Source organism: Pseudomonas fluorescens (assembly GCF_000968015.1).
Classification (GTDB): domain Bacteria; phylum Pseudomonadota; class Gammaproteobacteria; order Pseudomonadales; family Pseudomonadaceae; genus Aquipseudomonas; species Aquipseudomonas fluorescens_W.
The window spans coordinates 1-15,773 of the sequence record NZ_LACH01000041.1 but is presented as its reverse complement, the minus strand read 5'-3'; the positions used below and the strand labels follow the sequence as shown (position 1 = coordinate 15,773).

12 protein-coding genes are annotated in these 15,773 nt (G+C 58.6%); 8 read left to right on the top strand and 4 right to left on the bottom strand.

Annotated elements, in window-relative coordinates; all coding sequences use genetic code 11:
* Window positions 1-49 precede the first annotated feature (49 nt).
* The 5 genes from VD17_RS18720 to VD17_RS18700 all read left to right on the top strand — a co-directional run bounded on the left by VD17_RS18720 (window position 50) and on the right by VD17_RS18700 (window position 6,594).
* Window positions 50-3,541, top strand: coding sequence for a response regulator (locus VD17_RS18720; protein ID WP_046055089.1), 3,492 nt, complete (start codon window positions 50-52; stop codon window positions 3,539-3,541).
* A complete protein-coding gene (locus VD17_RS18715; RefSeq protein WP_046055088.1) occupies window positions 3,541-4,374 on the top strand; it encodes a CheR family methyltransferase in 834 nt (277 codons plus the stop codon). The genes VD17_RS18720 and VD17_RS18715 overlap by 1 nt, the downstream gene beginning before the upstream one ends.
* Window positions 4,371-4,964, top strand: coding sequence for a chemotaxis protein CheB (locus tag VD17_RS18710; RefSeq protein ID WP_046055087.1), 594 nt, complete (start codon window positions 4,371-4,373; stop codon window positions 4,962-4,964). Before VD17_RS18715 ends, VD17_RS18710 begins: the two co-directional genes overlap by 4 nt.
* On the top strand, window positions 4,958-6,139 hold the full coding sequence (locus VD17_RS18705; RefSeq protein ID WP_046055086.1) for a hybrid sensor histidine kinase/response regulator: 1,182 nt from the start codon (window positions 4,958-4,960) through the stop codon (window positions 6,137-6,139). The genes VD17_RS18710 and VD17_RS18705 overlap by 7 nt, the downstream gene beginning before the upstream one ends.
* Before the next feature lie 77 nt (window positions 6,140-6,216).
* Window positions 6,217-6,594, top strand: coding sequence for a response regulator (locus VD17_RS18700; protein ID WP_008146959.1), 378 nt, complete (start codon window positions 6,217-6,219; stop codon window positions 6,592-6,594).
* A gap of 39 nt (window positions 6,595-6,633) precedes the next feature.
* Here the strand turns inward: VD17_RS18700 and VD17_RS18695 are convergent, their stop codons facing one another.
* The 4 genes from VD17_RS18695 to VD17_RS18680 all read right to left on the bottom strand — a co-directional run bounded on the left by VD17_RS18695 (window position 6,634) and on the right by VD17_RS18680 (window position 12,114).
* The gene (locus VD17_RS18695; protein WP_052962717.1) at window positions 6,634-7,566 is read right to left on the bottom strand and encodes a hypothetical protein; all 933 of its coding nucleotides are present in this window, start codon (window positions 7,564-7,566) and stop codon (window positions 6,634-6,636) included.
* Window positions 7,567-7,773: 207 nt separating this feature from the next.
* Window positions 7,774-9,426, bottom strand: a complete 1,653-nt coding sequence (locus VD17_RS18690; RefSeq protein ID WP_046055129.1) for an ATP-binding protein — start codon at window positions 9,424-9,426, stop codon at window positions 7,774-7,776.
* A 14-nt stretch (window positions 9,427-9,440) separates the two neighbouring features.
* Window positions 9,441-10,943 carry an ATPase domain-containing protein gene (locus tag VD17_RS18685; RefSeq protein ID WP_046055085.1) on the bottom strand — a complete coding sequence of 501 codons (1,503 nt, stop codon included), beginning with the start codon at window positions 10,941-10,943 and terminating at the stop codon, window positions 9,441-9,443.
* 115 nt (window positions 10,944-11,058) lie between these two features.
* Window positions 11,059-12,114 carry a tetratricopeptide repeat protein gene (locus VD17_RS18680; protein WP_046055084.1) on the bottom strand — a complete coding sequence of 352 codons (1,056 nt, stop codon included), beginning with the start codon at window positions 12,112-12,114 and terminating at the stop codon, window positions 11,059-11,061.
* Window positions 12,115-12,318: 204 nt separating this feature from the next.
* Here VD17_RS18680 and VD17_RS18675 point away from each other — a divergent pair, with 204 nt between their 5' ends.
* From VD17_RS18675 to VD17_RS18665, 3 genes are read left to right on the top strand one after another with little or no spacing between them, the layout of a single operon-like run.
* Window positions 12,319-14,466 (top strand): FUSC family protein, encoded by a 2,148-nt coding sequence (locus VD17_RS18675; RefSeq protein WP_046055083.1) that lies wholly within the window; start codon window positions 12,319-12,321, stop codon window positions 14,464-14,466.
* Window positions 14,456-14,656 carry a DUF1656 domain-containing protein gene (locus tag VD17_RS18670; protein WP_046048365.1) on the top strand — a complete coding sequence of 67 codons (201 nt, stop codon included), beginning with the start codon at window positions 14,456-14,458 and terminating at the stop codon, window positions 14,654-14,656. Before VD17_RS18675 ends, VD17_RS18670 begins: the two co-directional genes overlap by 11 nt.
* Window positions 14,657-14,660: 4 nt before the next feature.
* On the top strand, window positions 14,661-15,626 hold the full coding sequence (locus tag VD17_RS18665) for an HlyD family efflux transporter periplasmic adaptor subunit (RefSeq protein ID WP_046055082.1): 966 nt from the start codon (window positions 14,661-14,663) through the stop codon (window positions 15,624-15,626).
* Window positions 15,627-15,773: the final 147 nt, after the last annotated feature.

Here is a 15,773-nt window from a genome sequence, read left to right as displayed (position 1 = left end):
TTTTGGGGCAAACTCCTTGGTTTTCAACAGTTCGACAAGGTTTCCCCCCATGACATCCGCGTCTTCGGTTGATGAGCAACGATTCCGTAAACTCCTGAGCCGCAACGTCAGCCTGCCGTTGGGTGTCGGTGTGCTCAGCGCAGTGTTCTTTGTTTCGCTGATTACTTATCTGTTGTCGATGATCCAATGGGTCGAACACACCGACCGGGTGATCAATAACGCCAATGAATCGATCAAGCTGACCGTCGATCTGGAAACCGGTATGCGCGGCTTCCTGCTCACTGGCGACGAGCACTTCCTCGAACCCTACGAAACGGCCAAGCCACGAATCGCTGTCGCCCTCAATACCTTGCTCGAACTGACCGCGGACAACCCGGTGCAAACCGACCGTCTGCACCGTCTCCAGGCCTTGCAGAATGAGTGGGGCACTTACGCGCAGACACTCATTGAATTGCAGCGCGCCAGCGGCGATTACCGCAGCGTGGTCAAGGCCGGGCGCGGCAAGCGGCTGACCGATGAGATCCGCAAACAATTCGAAGACGTGATCGACATGGAGCAGCAGTTGCGCGCCACGCGCAACGAGGACGTGCGCCGCACCACGATCTGGAGCATCAGCCTTTATCTGTTGTTCATCGCCGGCATCAGCGCATTGCTGGCCTACATTGGCCGTCGGGATCTACTCAATCTTTCGCAACGCTACAGCGCCACCCTCGCCGCGCAACAGACCAGCGCTCATCGCCTGGAGCAGCAAGCCTGGCTGCGCAATGGCCAGACCGAACTGGCCGAACAAGTGCTGGGGCAACTGTCGCTTAATCTGCTGGGCCGCAACATTCTGCAGTTCTGCGCGCAGTATCTGGGCACGGCCGTGGCGGCTATTTATGTTCGTGAAGAGCACGGTGGACTCAAGCGCATTGCCTCTTACGGTTTCTCCCGCGAGCAGGCAGAGCGCGAGCAGCAGATTTACAGCGATGAAGGCATTGTCGGCCAGGTAGCGAACCAGGCTCGCTTGATTCGTCTTGATGACGTACCGAGCGATTACTTCAAGGTCAGCTCTGGCCTGGGCGAAGGTCTGCCCCATAGCGTGCTGGTCGTGCCGACCAGTGACGACGATCGGGTCAACGGTGTGATCGAGCTGGGCTTCCTGCGCCCGCTGGCGGACCGCGATATCGAATTGCTTGAACTGATTGCCGGCAACATCGGCACGTCCATCGAGGCCGCTCGCTATCGCCAGCGCTTGCAGGAAGTGCTGGCCGAAACCCAACAGCTCAACGAAGAGCTGCAGGTTCAGCAAGAAGAGCTCAAGACCGCCAACGAAGAGCTGGAAGAGCAGTCGCGGATTCTCAAGGAATCTCAGGCACACCTGGAAACCCAGCAGGTCGAGCTTGAACAAACCAATGAGCAACTCGCCGAACAAGCGCAGATCCTCGCCGACCAGCGCGACGAAGTGGATCTGAAGAACACCGAGCTCAATCAGGCCCAGACTCAGCTCCAAGAACGCGCCGAAGAGTTGCAGCGTTCGAGCAAGTACAAGTCTGAATTCCTCGCCAACATGTCCCACGAGTTGCGCACGCCACTGAACAGCTCGTTGATCCTGGCCAAGTTGCTGGCGGAAAACCCCCAGGAAAATCTCAGCGCCGAGCAGGTCAAGTTTGCCGAGTCGATTTACTCCGCCGGCAATGATTTGCTCAACTTGATCAACGACATTCTCGACATTTCCAAGGTCGAGGCCGGCAAGCTTGAGATGCGACCGGAGAACACCAGCGTCGCGCGTCTGGTGGATGGCTTGCGCGGGATGTTTGAGCCCTTGGCGACCGACAAGAAACTGGATTTCCAGGTCGAGGTGCAGGCCGGTGCGCCGATGATGATCTTCACCGACCGCCAACGTCTGGAGCAGGTCATCAAGAACCTGCTGTCCAACGCGGTGAAATTCACCGAAAAAGGCACGGTCAGCCTGACGGTCGCCAGCCAGCCAGGCGATGGTATCGCCTTTATCATTCGCGATTCGGGGATTGGCATTGCCGCGGATCAGCAGGACAGCATTTTCGAAGCCTTCCGCCAGGCCGATGGCACCACCAATCGCCGTTACGGCGGCACAGGCCTGGGCTTGTCGATTTCCCGTGACCTGGCCGCCTTGCTCGGCGGATCCATCAGTGTCACCAGCGAGCCGGGGCAGGGCAGTGTGTTCACGCTGGTTTTGCCGCAGCAATACGTTGAACCGGGCGAGGAGCCTGTCGAGCCGATGAGAGCCACGCCGGTTGCCATTACGCCGAGAGGGACGCCCGCCGCGCCGGCACCGCTGATCGCCGAAGTCGATATCCCGCGTTTCGACGACGATCGCACCAAGGCGCCATTCGCCACTCGTTGCATTCTGGTGGTGGAGGACGAGCCGAACTTCGCCAATATCCTTTACGACCTGGCGCATGAGCTGGGTTATCAGTGCCTGGTGGCGCACGGCGGGGACGAGGGGTACGACCTGGCCAGGGAATTCATCCCGGACGCCATTCTGCTGGACATACGTCTGCCGGATCATTCCGGGTTGAGTGTGTTGCAACGCCTGAAGGAGCACGCTGAAACCCGGCACATTCCGGTGCATGTGATTTCGGCGGAAGACCGGGCCGAAGCCGCGATGCACATGGGCGCCATCGGTTATGCGGTCAAACCGACTACCCGCGAAGAACTCAAGGACGTGTTTGCCCGCCTTGAGGCCAAGCTGACCCAGAAGGTCAAACGCGTCCTGCTGGTCGAAGACGATGATCTGCAGCGCGACAGCATTGCCCGGCTGATCGGAGACGATGACATCGAGATCACTGCCGTTGGCCTGGCGCAGGACGCGCTGAACCTGCTGCGCACGACGATTTTCGATTGCATGATCATCGACCTGAAGCTGCCGGACATGCTCGGCAACGACCTGCTAAAGCGCATGTCCACCGAAGATATCTGCTCGTTTCCGCCCGTGATCGTCTACACCGGGCGCAACCTGACCCGGGACGAAGAGGCCGAGCTGCGCAAGTATTCGCGCTCGATCATCATCAAAGGGGCCCGCTCGCCAGAGCGTTTGCTGGATGAGGTCACACTCTTTCTGCACAAAGTCGAATCCAGGTTGTCCCATGAACGCCAGAGGATGCTCAAGACCGCGCGCAGTCGCGACAAAGTCTTCGAGGGTCGCAAGGTGCTGCTGGTGGACGACGATGTACGCAATATCTTCGCCCTCACCAGTGCCCTGGAGCAAAAGGGTGCAGTCGTGGTCATCGGCCGAAACGGCCGTGAGGCGATTGAAAGACTGAATGAGGTCGAGGACATCGATCTGGTGTTGATGGACGTGATGATGCCGGAGATGGACGGTTACGAAGCCACCATCGAGATCCGCAAGGACCCGCGCTGGCGCAAGCTGCCGATCATTGCGGTGACGGCCAAGGCCATGAAGGACGATCAGGAGCGCTGCTTGCAAGCGGGCTCCAACGATTACCTGGCCAAGCCCATCGACCTGGATCGCCTGTTCTCGCTGATTCGCGTGTGGTTACCAAAAATGGAACGCATTTAGTGGAACGCAATTTTTCAGTGGAGCCAAATAGCGAAATCGAAATTCGCTTGTTGATCGAGGCGATCTACCTCAAATACAGCTATGACTTTCGCGACTACTCTGGTGCTTCGATCAAGCGCCGGGTCAGTCACGCGTTGATCCAGTTCGAGTGCACGACCATTTCAGCGTTGCAGGAAAAGGTGCTGCACGACCCGACGGCGTTCATGCAGTTGCTGCAACTGCTGACGATCCCGGTCAGCGAGATGTTCCGCGACCCTTCGCATTTCCTCGCGATCCGTCAGGAAGTGGTGCCGCTGCTCAAGACCTACCCCTCGATCAAGATCTGGATCGCCGGTTGCAGCACGGGTGAAGAGGTCTATTCGATGGCCATTCTGCTGCGCGAAGAAGGTTTGCTCGATCGCACGATCATCTACGCCACCGACATCAATCCGCGCTCACTGGATAAAGCCAAGCAGGGGATTTTCTCCATGGAGAATGTCCGCGCCTACACTCATAACTACCAGCAGGCAGGTGGCCAGCGTTCGTTCGCCGACTACTACACGGCGGCTTACGGTTACGCCATTTTCGACAAGACGCTGTGTGAGAACGTGACCTTCGCCGATCACAGCCTGGCAACCGACAGTGTCTTTTCAGAAACTCAATTAATTTCGTGCCGTAATGTTTTGATTTATTTCAACAAAAAGCTTCAAGATCGTGCGTTCGGTTTGTTTCATGAGTCCCTTTGCCATCGAGGATTTTTGGTGCTGGGCAGCAAAGAAACTCCGGATTTTTCGGCCTACGGCAACCAGTTCGAACCGTTGGTCAAACAAGAACGGATTTACCGCAAATCATGAACAGTGCAGCGGATTTGCCTTCTATAGAGGCTATCGTGATCGGCGCCTCGGCCGGTGGCGTGGAAGCGTTGCTGAGTATCCTCAGCCCATTGCGAGAAGGCTTCAAGCTGCCGATCATCGTGGTGTTGCACCTGCCGGACGAACGTCGCAGCCATCTGGCCGAGGTGTTCGCACGGCGAGTATCCATGCCTGTGCTGGAAGCCCGCGACAAGACGCTGGTCGAAGCCGGAACGCTGTATTTCGCGACACCGGGTTATCACTTGTCGGTGGAGCAGGACCGCAGTTTTTCCTTGAGCCTGGAAGCCCGCGTGCATTATTCGCGACCGGCCATTGATTACCTGTTCGAGTCGGCCGCCGATGCCTACGGTTCAGCCTTGGCCGCCGTGTTGTTGACTGGCGCCAACCGTGATGGCGCCCACGGCCTGACCCAGGTCAAGCGCCGTGGCGGCATGACCATCGTCCAGGACCCGGATGAAGCCCAGGTCGCAACCATGCCCCAGGCTGCACTTGATTTACACCAGCCAGACCACATCCTCCCTATACGCGGCATCGGCCGTCTGCTTGTCGAGCTGGAACGAATCGCATGCTAAGTACTACCCAGGCCAAATTGCTGATCGTCGATGATCTGCCGGAGAACTTGTTGGCGCTTGAAGCGCTGATCAGGCGCGAAGACCGTATCGTCTATAAAGCGTTGTCCGCCGACGAAGCCTTGTCTCTGTTGCTGCAACACGAATTTGCCATGGCCATTCTCGACGTGCAGATGCCCGGCATGAACGGCTTCGAGCTGGCCGAGCTGATGCGCGGCACGGAAAAGACCAAGAACATCCCGATCGTGTTCGTCAGTGCGGCCGGTCGTGAGCTGAACTACGCGTTCAAGGGCTATGAGAGCGGCGCCGTGGATTTCCTCTACAAGCCGCTGGATATTCATGCGGTCAAGAGCAAGGTCAACGTGTTCGTCGAACTGTATCGCCAAAGCAAGGCGATGAAACAGCAGGTCGAAGAGCTGGAGCAAAGCCGCCGCGAGCAGGAAGCGCTGCTCAAACAATTACAGAGTACCCAGCTGGAACTGGAGCAAGCGGTGCGCATGCGTGATGACTTCATGTCCATCGTTGCCCACGAAGTCCGCACGCCGCTCAATGGCCTGATCCTCGAAACCCAGTTGCGCAAGATGCACCTGGCCCGGGATAACGCCGCGGCGTTCACCCTGGACAAGATGCACGCGATGGTCGATCGCGACGAGCGGCAGATCAAAAGCCTGATCCGACTGATCGAAGACATGCTCGATGTATCGCGCATTCGTACTGGCAAGTTGTCGATCCGACCGACGCGCTTCGATCTGTCGGCGCTGGTTCGCAGCTTATTGCAGAACTTTGCCCCGCAGGTCGATGCTGCCGAGTCCTCGATCACCCTGGAGGCCGGGCAACCGGTGGTGGGCAGCTGGGACGAATTCCGCATTGAACAGGTGATTTCCAACCTGCTGACCAATGCTTTGCGCTATGGCGCCAAGAGTCCGATCACCGTTAAGGTGTACAGTGAGAGCGGTCAGGCTCGGGTGGAAGTGCGCGATCTCGGGATCGGCATCGGCGAAGAGAACCAGAAGCGTATTTTCCAGCAGTTCGAACGCGTCACGGCCAAACACGCTGTCGCGGGGTTGGGCCTGGGCTTATTTATTTCTGAGCAGATTGTGGCCGCCCATGGCGGTTCCATTACCGTCGAAAGCCGGATTGGCGAAGGCGCCTTGTTTCGCGTTTGTCTGCCGCTGTAGGAAAATAGCCGGATAAACGCAACCTCTGATCGACCCCACGGTCGTATCAGCAGCTATTGATCGAACAAAGGCTTCCCATGAGTGAAGATGCACAAGACGTCGTATTGATCGTCGAAGATGACCCCTCGATTTTGATGGTGCTGTCGGCCTATCTGTCGGGTGAGGGCTACCGGGTATTGCAGGCCGAAAACGGCGAGCAGGCCTTCGAAATTCTGTCGAGCAAACCGCACCTGGACATGATGATCACCGATTTCCGCCTGCCGGGCGGAATCTCTGGCGTCCAGATTGCCGAACCTGCCGTGAAGCTGCGACCGGAACTCAAGGTGATCTTTATCAGCGGTTATCCGCAGGAGATCCGCGAGACGGACAGCCCGATCACCCGTAAGGCGCCGATCCTGGCCAAGCCATTCGATCTGGATGTACTGCAAGAGCTTATGCAGGAAATGCTTTCCTGATGCAGGACACCGTTCGTCGACCGGTGCCCTTTCAGTGGCTCAACGTTTTACCTGATCCGCTGCAATGTAGGTAAATACAGCATCCGTCGTTGCGGTGGGCATCGTAAGTTTTATGATCGGAACCACCGCTCCACCGGTTTTGGCGAAGTAGTCTGTCTGATCATGCTGTGCGCCAGGCAGCCCACCCGAGATGTAGAAAAACGCTTCGATGGGAAGTTCGCGTGGGATATTTTGCGGCCAGGTGGCAAGGATCAATTCGATGTACTCATGCCGGCCTGCCATGAAATTACCCAGGTTATGGGCTCGAATGGTTTGATAAAACGAGTCGGCCCCCAGATTGTTCATCGAGTCGCGCACATCAAAACTGCACAGCGCATTGTTTGTTCTAAAGTTGGCCAGCCATTGGTCGCCGGTAGTTATGCCTTGTGATTGGCAGCGATTGCTGCGAGCGGGCCTGGGTTTGTAAAGACCGCAGCCTGGATCCTCTCGTTGGTCCGTTGCACCGTCTATAGGAAACGAACATAACACTTCGATCTGCCGCGTACCGGTGGGTCTTGCCAGTACCGGGGCCAATACGAAGCCATTTTTGTACAGGTACACCATGCTGGCGAACTTGGCGTCCTTCCTCAAATATGAAAAAGAAACACCTCCGCTGGTTTGTGAGCGTGGGCTAGGGTTCCAGCTCGAAAACTGGGTCGAGGGCACTGTTGCGCGCAGCATTATGCCTGCGCACAGAAACGCGGGCATCGAAGCCTTGCCACAACTTTGGCGAGTGTCGTTGTAACGACTGGTCAGGTTGGCTGCGACCGCTGCACCACTGGCCGTTGCAGCGGATGAATACGTTTCTGCACTTGAACCCGATTCCAGGGTTCCTATGGGGGGCGGTTCGACTGGCGGTGCTGGTTCTTGTTGTTCGTGGACCTGGCAGCCCGCGAGGGCAACCGTCAGTACAAGTGCGATTATCTTCTTCATGAGGGTTCATCCCTTGAGTAATGACCTGCCCGTGGCAGGCGAGCGCAGAGTCGCCTTCGAGCAGGCGCGCTGCGTACTTCAGGGGGGATTGAACCCAGAAAAACATACCGCGAATAGCTGTCAGAGTTGACAGGTGACAGGCTTCAAAACGAGGTCTAGTCTTGGCTGTCGTGTGATGACGCTCAATGAAACAGGGGGTTGTGCTGATTACTGCCGGATCATCTCCCGCACCTTCGCCGTCAGCAGGTCGAAGGTGAACGGCTTGGTGATCATCTGCATGCCGGGATCAAGGAAGCCACCGCGCACCGCCGCATGTTCGGCGTAGCCGGTAATGAACAACACCTTCAGATCAGGCCGGTATTGCCGGCCGATTTCCGCCAGTTGCCGGCCATTCATGCCGGGCAATCCAACGTCACTGATCAACAGATCGATACGCTGCCCGGAATCCAGAATCGGCACCGCGCTGTCGGCATTGCCAGCCTCGACAAAGGCATAGCCCAGATCGCTCAACACCGTACTGACCAACACCCGCACCGCCGGATCGTCCTCGACGATCAGCACCGTTTCGCCATTCTGTGCGAATGGAGCGTGCTGGACGTCCGCCGGGCTGTCCTGAGGCACGTCGCCGCCGAATCGCGGCAGAAACAGGCTCACCGTGGTGCCTTCGCCCACTTCACTGTGAATGGCGACGTGGCCGCGCGATTGCTTGCTGAAGCCATAGATCATCGACAATCCAAGGCCTGTGCCCTGACCGATTGGCTTGGTGGTAAAGAACGGGTCAAAGGCTCGGCTGATGGTGCTTTGCGGCATGCCGCACCCAGTGTCCGAGACGCTCAGCACCACGTAATCACCCGGTTGAAGGTTGCTCTGGGCCTGGGTGAAGCCAATGTCCAGATGCTGATTGCTGGTTTTCACCACCAGTTTGCCACCATCGGGCATCGCATCCCGAGCATTGATCACCAGATTGAGCAGGGCGCTTTCCAATTGGTTGGGATCGGCTTCGGCCACCCAGAGTTGCTCATTCAGTTGCATGTCCAACTCAATGGTTTCGTTGATGCTGCGCTCAAGCAACTCGCCCATGGACACCACCAGGGTGTTCATTTGCACGGGTTTGGAGTCCAGTGACTGACGCCGGGAGAACGCCAGCAGACGGTGGGTCAGGCCTGCCGCGCGGTTGGCTGAGGTCACGCCCAGGTCGATAAGACTGTCCAGATCGTCGGTGCGCCCACGGGCCAGACGTCGACGCAGCAGCTCCAGGCTGCCGATGATGCCGGTCAGCATGTTGTTGAAGTCGTGGGCAATACCGCCAGTGAGCTGGCCGACCGCTTCCATCTTCTGCGATTGGCGCAGGGCTTCTTCATTGTGGCGCAGCTGGGCGGTGCGTTCCTCGACCTGCTGTTCGAGGGTTTCGAGGGTGTTTTGCAACCGCAGTTCGCTTTGACTCAGATCCATCAGCCGGTCCCTGGCTTCGTACTGTCGTCGACGTCCGCGCAATGCGGTGGTCACCAGGCTGATCAATGTGACCGGGTGAAAGGGACGCTCAAGAAAGGTCACGTTCCCCAGTTGTGGGCCGTAGCGCGACGCCGGGTTTTGTTCCGGGCCGCCATGGTAGGTCATCAATACAATCGGCAGGTCCGACCAGGCAGGCTGTTGCTCGATCAGCCCGAACAGCGGTTCAAGATCACTGCCCAACAAAGCCTCAGAGGAAATCAACAGCAAGCCTGCCCCTTGCTTCAGTTCGCTGCATAACGCCACCAGGTCCCGAGTAATCACCCCGTCATAACCCGCTTCGTTGAGCATCATCAGCGCAATCTGGCTGTCGCGACCCAGCGGCGCGAGAATGATCGCGCGCTCGGACATCGCTTCCTGCGCAATCACGGGTTTTGTTCCTCAAGCAAAGGATTGCTGGCACCCAGATAGGTCGGGACACCCCGCAATACCCCCTGAAAGGCATCCAGCGGTTCACCAATGGTCATGCCCCGAGCGCTGATGCGGTATTCCCGAATGGTCGATTCATGGCTGCCGGTGCGTTTCTTGATGATCGAGATCGCCCGGCGAACCTTGCCCAATGCCTCGAAGTAACGCAGCAGGATGACCGTATCGGCCAGATAGGTAATGTCGACAGGGGCTTGCATGTCACCGACCAGTCCATGCTGGGCGACCGTCATGAAGGTCGCGGCACCTTGGCGATTGAGGTACAGCAGCAACTCGTGCATGTGCAGTACAAGGGCGTTTTCTTCGGGCATCGCCGCCTGATAGCCATTGATGCTGTCGATCACCACGGTCTTGATATTGCCCTCGTCGACGCAGCGACGAACCCGGTAGGAAAACTCGCCGGGGGACAACTCAGCCGCGTCCACTTGCTCGATCAGCAGGTTGCCAGTGTCTTGCAGCGCCTTGAGGTCGATGCCGATGTTCTTCATGCGCTCGAACAGCAACCCGAGCTCTTCATCGAAAATGAACAGTGCGGCTTTTTCGCCACGGGCCACGGCGGCGGCGGCGAAGATCATCGAGATCAGCGATTTGCCGGTACCGGCCGGGCCAAGGATCAGCGTACTGGACCCGGTCTCGATACCGCCGCCGAGCAGGGCGTCCATGGCCTTGATGCCGCTGGACAGCTGCTGGCGGACATAGCGACCGCGATGCTCGGCGGCCACCAGACGCGGAAAAACATGCACGCCATCGCCCATGATGGTGAAGTCGTGAAACCCGCCACGGTACTTCTGACCACGGTATTTCACCACCCGGATCCGCCGCCGCTCGGCGCCATAGTTGGGGGTCAGTTCCTCAAGGCGAATGACGCCGTGGGCGACACTGTGCACGGTTTTATCGAGGGATTCGGTGGTCAGGTCGTCCAGCAACACCACCGTGGCGTCATAGCGCACGAAGTAATGTTTGATCGCGAGGATCTGGCGACGGTAGCGCAATGAGCTTTGGGCCAGCAGACGGATCTCGGAAAGACTGTCGAGCACTACACGGGTCGGCTTGATCCGTTCGACCACTTCGAAAATCTGCTTGGTGGCTTCGCCCAGCTCAAGGTCCGAGGAATACAACAAGCTCTGCTGATGCTCGGCATTGAGCAGGCTTTCCGGGGGCGTCAGCTCAAAGATGTGGATGTTCTCATCCAGCTCCCAACCGTGGGACAAGGCCCCTTGGCGCAATTCGCGTTCGGTTTCGGACAGGGTGATGTACAACGAGCGCTCGCCGGCACGAGCGCCGGCCAACAGGAAATGCAAAGCGACGGTGGTTTTGCCGGTTCCGGGTTCACCCTCCAGTAAAAACACATGCCCGCGGGACAAACCACCAGCCAGGATGTCATCCAGACCTTCGATGCCGGTGGCGGCTTTTGCACTGATGAACTCGTTTGATGTAGACAAAAAATGCCCTCTCATGACTAGGGGAAGCGAGGCAGCAGGCCGTGAGTGCCTGAATGGACTGCCTGTTCTCTTGACCCTTGGCCGAGCCGACGAGTTCAACGAAATTTTGCTGTTGTTAAAGCCCTTGCTGCAAGGCAGGGTCGTCGGGATTGAGTTGTTCAAGTTGCGCCAGCAGAATCTGTACGTTCTGCAGCTGGCCGCTTTCTTTCCAGTAATTGATCAACAATACCCGGGCTCTACGGTCGGACGGGTGGCGCTGGACGATCTCCTGCAACTGTTTCTGGGCCGCTTCCAGCTCCTGTTCATCGTGAAGCGTGGTTGCCAGGTCGTAGCGGTAATCCTTGTTGTCCGGCTCCAGCTCCACGGCTTTGGAAAGGCCGAGCAGGGCGAACTCACTTTGCCCGTGATGCAGCAGCCAGAGTCCCAAGGCATGTTGCAGGTAGGCCGAGTCGGGCTGAGCCTTCAGCTGCTTGGCCAACAGTTGCCGGGCAGCATCGTTTTGGCCCAGGCGATCCAGCACGTCGATTTGCATCACCAGCGCGGGCAGGTTGCCGGGCGCAAGACGCAAGGTGTTCTCCAGTGCCTGCTGCGCCTCTTTCAATTCGGCATTGTGCAGATGCAGCCGAGCCAGTTGATATTGGTTGTCGGCGCTTTCCGGTTGACTCTTCAGGTCCTGTTCCCAGGCATCGATGGCTTGCTCCAGCGGCCCGAAGTACAAACCGAGATCGTCCGGCGACAGCCCCAGCAAGGCGTTCACGGCGGCATAGCGGACGCGCTGCTCGCCGTCATCGAGTAACGGGCCCAGCAGCAGGCTGCGCTGACCGCTGGGCACCAGACCGCTGATGCTTTTGATCGCCGCGATACGCACGTCCGGCGATTCGTGCTGCAAGTCCGCATCCGCCAGTTTCAGGGCCACGGAGCTGGGGTAGTTGGGCAGCTCGGCATGCAACCAGACGCGGCGTTTTGGCGATATATCAGGGCGGCCCAATTGCTGGTAGAGGACCCGCGCTGCACCCGGTTGGCCCGCCCGCGCCTGGTTCAGCGCCTCGCTGTAGCCACGTTTGATCGCCTCCGGCACGGCAGGGGTTGTGCTGCGCAGGAAAAACCAGGCAAGGCCCATGGCAAACAGGACGCAGAGGCTGATGATCAGATAGCGACGGGACTGGGGCATGCAGGAATCCGGGAGCTGGCAAGCTGTTGCAAAGTTGCCAGCTTCGGTCAGGCAAGGCTGTGAGTCAAACCAAGACTTAGTTCATTACGTGAGTCAGTCGATTCAAGGCAGTCTGGCTTTTCAAGGATTTTGCCTACAGGTTGCGTCGACATTGCAATCCGTCGAGGCGCCTTGGCAGTGACTACGCTTGCTGGAGATGACTCGATGAGCGTTCCCATGCAACCGCTGCTTCAGTACTTCAAAGCGATACTCAACCCCGGCCCCGGAGTGGCGTTGTTCGCCCTGCGGACCATCGTGGCCGGGCTGCTGACGTTGTATCTGGCGTTCCTGTTCGACCTTGAACAACCCAAGTGGTCGATCATGGCGGTGGTCATCGTCAGCCAGCCATTGGGCGGCATGGCCCTGGCCCGAAGCTTCGGCCAGGTCATTGGCACCACGCTCGGGGCGGTCGTAGCGGTGTTGATCATGGCGATCTTTCCCCAGGCGCCCCTGCCTTTCATCCTCACCCTGGCCTTGTGGCTGGCGCTGTGTACCGCCGGCGGCACCTTGTTGCGCTACACCAGTTCCCAGGCGTTTGTGTTGAGCGGATACACGGCGGTGGTAGTGGCATTGCTGGCGGTGCCCGATCAGGACGGTACGTTCCTTCTCGCCGTCACCCGCGTGACCGAGACGCTATTGGCGGTGGCTTGCGTGTGCGTGGTCAGCCTGCTTACCGCGCGACCGGAAGCTGTGGCCCGGGATTACTTCGCCAAGATCGATCAGGTCATCAAGCTGCTTGCGACCCACGCTGCAGCTGTCATCCGAACCGAAGAAAGCGAGGCCGACTTCCATCGACGGCAAATGCAGCTGCTCGGCGCGATCAGTGCCCTGGAGGGGGTACGTCGGCATTTGTATTTCGATGCGCCACGGTTGCGCAGCTCCAATGAGTTGGTGCAGTTGCTGGGCAATCAGCTGGTGTTGTTGACGTCGCGGCTGACGGCTTTGCGTCACCAACGGGAGCTGCTTGCCGAGCGCTGGAAAGGTGCCTTGCCGGAGGAGATACAGCGACTACGCGCCGAAGAATTGGTCTTTCTCGATGAATTGGCCCTGCAAGGGCGATCATTGTCGACCAAAGCCCGGCAGCGTTTCTCGGCGCTGCAACAGCGTTTCGATGACCAGGCCTACAAGGCCGAACAACTCACCGAGACGATGCCAGCCACCCTGCGTTCACTGGCCTGGGCACTGCGCTGGGAGCAGGCGCGGATGCTGGAGCAGCTCGGCCAGATTCTCGAACTGAGCGACGCAATCCAGGACGGGCGTGCGGCCAGTAGCATGTTTCGCGGCCAGGACAACCCCTTGCATCTGGACTTCACTCTGGCGGCAATGAACGCGATCCGCGCATTTACCGCATTGGTGGTGGCCGGTCTGATCTGGATCGAAACCGCTTGGGACGGGGCGCGTGGCGGGATGATCGTGGCGGGAATTCTCTGTTCGCTGATGGCGACTTTTCCGCGGCCGTTGCTGGCCAGCCAAAGCTTTGCCAGGGGGCTGGGGCTGGCCTTGGTGGTATCGGCGCTGTATCTGTTCCTGCTGATACCGATGATCAGTGACTTCGAGTTACTCGCCTTGTTGTTGACCCCATTGCTGTATGCCGTCGCGGTGGGGTTGTCCAGTCCGCCAACCACGGGCACAGGCATTGGTCTTGGACTAACGACAATGCTGTTGTTGGGCCCGCAAAACACGGAAATCGGCCAAAACAGTGCCATTCAGTGGTTCGAGTTTGCCGGTTCCTATATCTGCGCAGCCTCGCTGGCGCTCAGTGTCTATGCCTTGATCTTCCCGTTCAGGCCCGTTTTACGGATGCGCCGACTGTTCAATGAGAACTGTGAGCAGGTCTACGCTTTGCTGAAGACGCCGGCCACCGATGAGCAGCAATTTGCGTTTGAAAGTCGCATGGTCGATCGCCTGACCATGATGTTGGGGCTGCTGCCGGCCACCAACGACAAGCCATCCAGCGAGCTGTTCGAAGTCAGCCTCGGATGCATGGCGCTAGGTGTGGCGCTGAACCAGCTCAGGCAACAGGGGCAAAGCAACACGTTGCTCAGTACTGAGCAACAAAATCGTTTGCTGGTTGCCGTCCGTGAGACAGGACGATTGATCGCCGGGCGGCCCGGGATTGACCTTGAGCAACTGCTCGGAAACCTGCGTGTCTTGGGCGATGAAATGGACGACCTCCATTTAGACGTTCATCAACACCTGTGGTCGGTATTCCGGATGCGCGTGGCGTTGTTGATCGTGGTGTCGTTTCTGGAGCGACATCGCAAATATTTTCAACCCGCAGAAACGGAAGGAGTGCCGGCCCTTGCCCATTGATTTTGAATTGGGTGGCGTCTACTTGCCGCCGATTGCCCAGGCGTTATTGCTGGCGCTACCGATTTACCTGGTGCTGGACTGGATCTTGCGCCGCATTGGCGTGCTGCGGTTCGTCTGGCATGAAGCCTTGTTCGAAGGCGCGTTGTACGCCTGCGTTTGCGCAACGCTGATTCTGGTAATGGGAGCTTGATGCTTTGAAGAAGATCCTTGCCCGACTTGCGACGGTGGCGGTGGTGTTGCTGGCCTTTGTTCTCGGCTGGTTTGCCTGGGAACATTACACCCGCGCCCCCTGGACCCGCGATGCACGGGTGCGTGCCGATGTGGTGACCTTGTCCGCCGATGTCTCGGGGCGCATCGTCGGCCTGGGCGTGCAGGACAACCAGCATGTGGAGAAAGGCCAGTTGTTGCTGGAGATCGACCCGGCACGCTATGTCTTGGCGGTGGAGCATGCCAAGCGCTCGGTGGAAGTGGCGAAAGCCACCCTTGGCCAGTCCGAGGCAACGATTGTCGCCAGTGAAGCGCTGCTCCGCCAGCGTCAGAGTGAAGAGCGCCGACGGCGCACGCTCAAGCAGCGGTTTGCGATTTCTGGCGAAGAATGGGAGAAATCCAGCACGGAAGTGGCGGTGGCGCAGGCCGAGTTGCTACGCAACCAGGCCAACCTCGGTTTGGCCCAGGCCAACGTGCAATTGGCCATCGCCGCATTGACCCAGGCCGAACTGGACTTGCAGCGCACGCGGGTCGAAGCGCCCGTGACGGGTTACGTCACGAATCTGCTGACCCGTCAGGGTGACTATGCCGCGGCCGGTGGCGCGCTATTGGCACTGGTGGACAGCGACTCGTTCTATGTCAGTGGCTACTTTGAAGAAACCAAGCTGCCGCGAATCGAGGAGGGCGACCGGGTCAGGATCGAATTGATGAGTGGCGAAACCTTCGGCGGTACCGTGCAAAGCATTGCCTTCGCCATTTCCGACCGGGAGAACCTGCCCGGCGGTCGCCTGCTGGCCAACATCAACCCCAGTTACACCTGGGTCAAACTGGCGCAACGGGTACCGGTGCGGATACAGATCGACCCCGATTACGCGGCCAAAAACCGACTGCGTGCCGGGACCACGGCCACCGTCACAGTCCTGGAAAGCCACGAGACTCAAGAACACCGCTAACCCCCTGTGGGAGCGAGCTTGCTCGCGATGGCGGCTTAACATTCAACATTGATGTCGGCTGACAGATCGCTATCGCGAGCAAGCTCGCTCCCACAAGGGGATTTGTGTTGAATTGGGGAACAGGCAAAAAAAAAGGTTCTTCACGGA

Bases quoted from the DNA above. Each gene is read 5' to 3' on its own strand.
- VD17_RS18720 (WP_046055089.1), top strand. From the start codon at position 50: ATGACATCCGCGTCTTCGGTTGATGAGCAACGATTCCGTAAACTCCTG.
- VD17_RS18710 (WP_046055087.1), top strand. From the start codon at position 4,371: ATGAACAGTGCAGCGGATTTGCCTTCTATAGAGGCTATCGTGATCGGC.
- VD17_RS18705 (WP_046055086.1), top strand. From the start codon at position 4,958: ATGCTAAGTACTACCCAGGCCAAATTGCTGATCGTCGATGATCTGCCG.
- VD17_RS18700 (WP_008146959.1), top strand. From the start codon at position 6,217: ATGAGTGAAGATGCACAAGACGTCGTATTGATCGTCGAAGATGACCCC.
- VD17_RS18695 (WP_052962717.1), bottom strand. From the start codon at position 7,566: ATGAAGAAGATAATCGCACTTGTACTGACGGTTGCCCTCGCGGGCTGC.
- VD17_RS18690 (WP_046055129.1), bottom strand. From the start codon at position 9,426: ATGTCCGAGCGCGCGATCATTCTCGCGCCGCTGGGTCGCGACAGCCAG.
- VD17_RS18680 (WP_046055084.1), bottom strand. From the start codon at position 12,114: ATGCCCCAGTCCCGTCGCTATCTGATCATCAGCCTCTGCGTCCTGTTT.
- VD17_RS18675 (WP_046055083.1), top strand. From the start codon at position 12,319: ATGAGCGTTCCCATGCAACCGCTGCTTCAGTACTTCAAAGCGATACTC.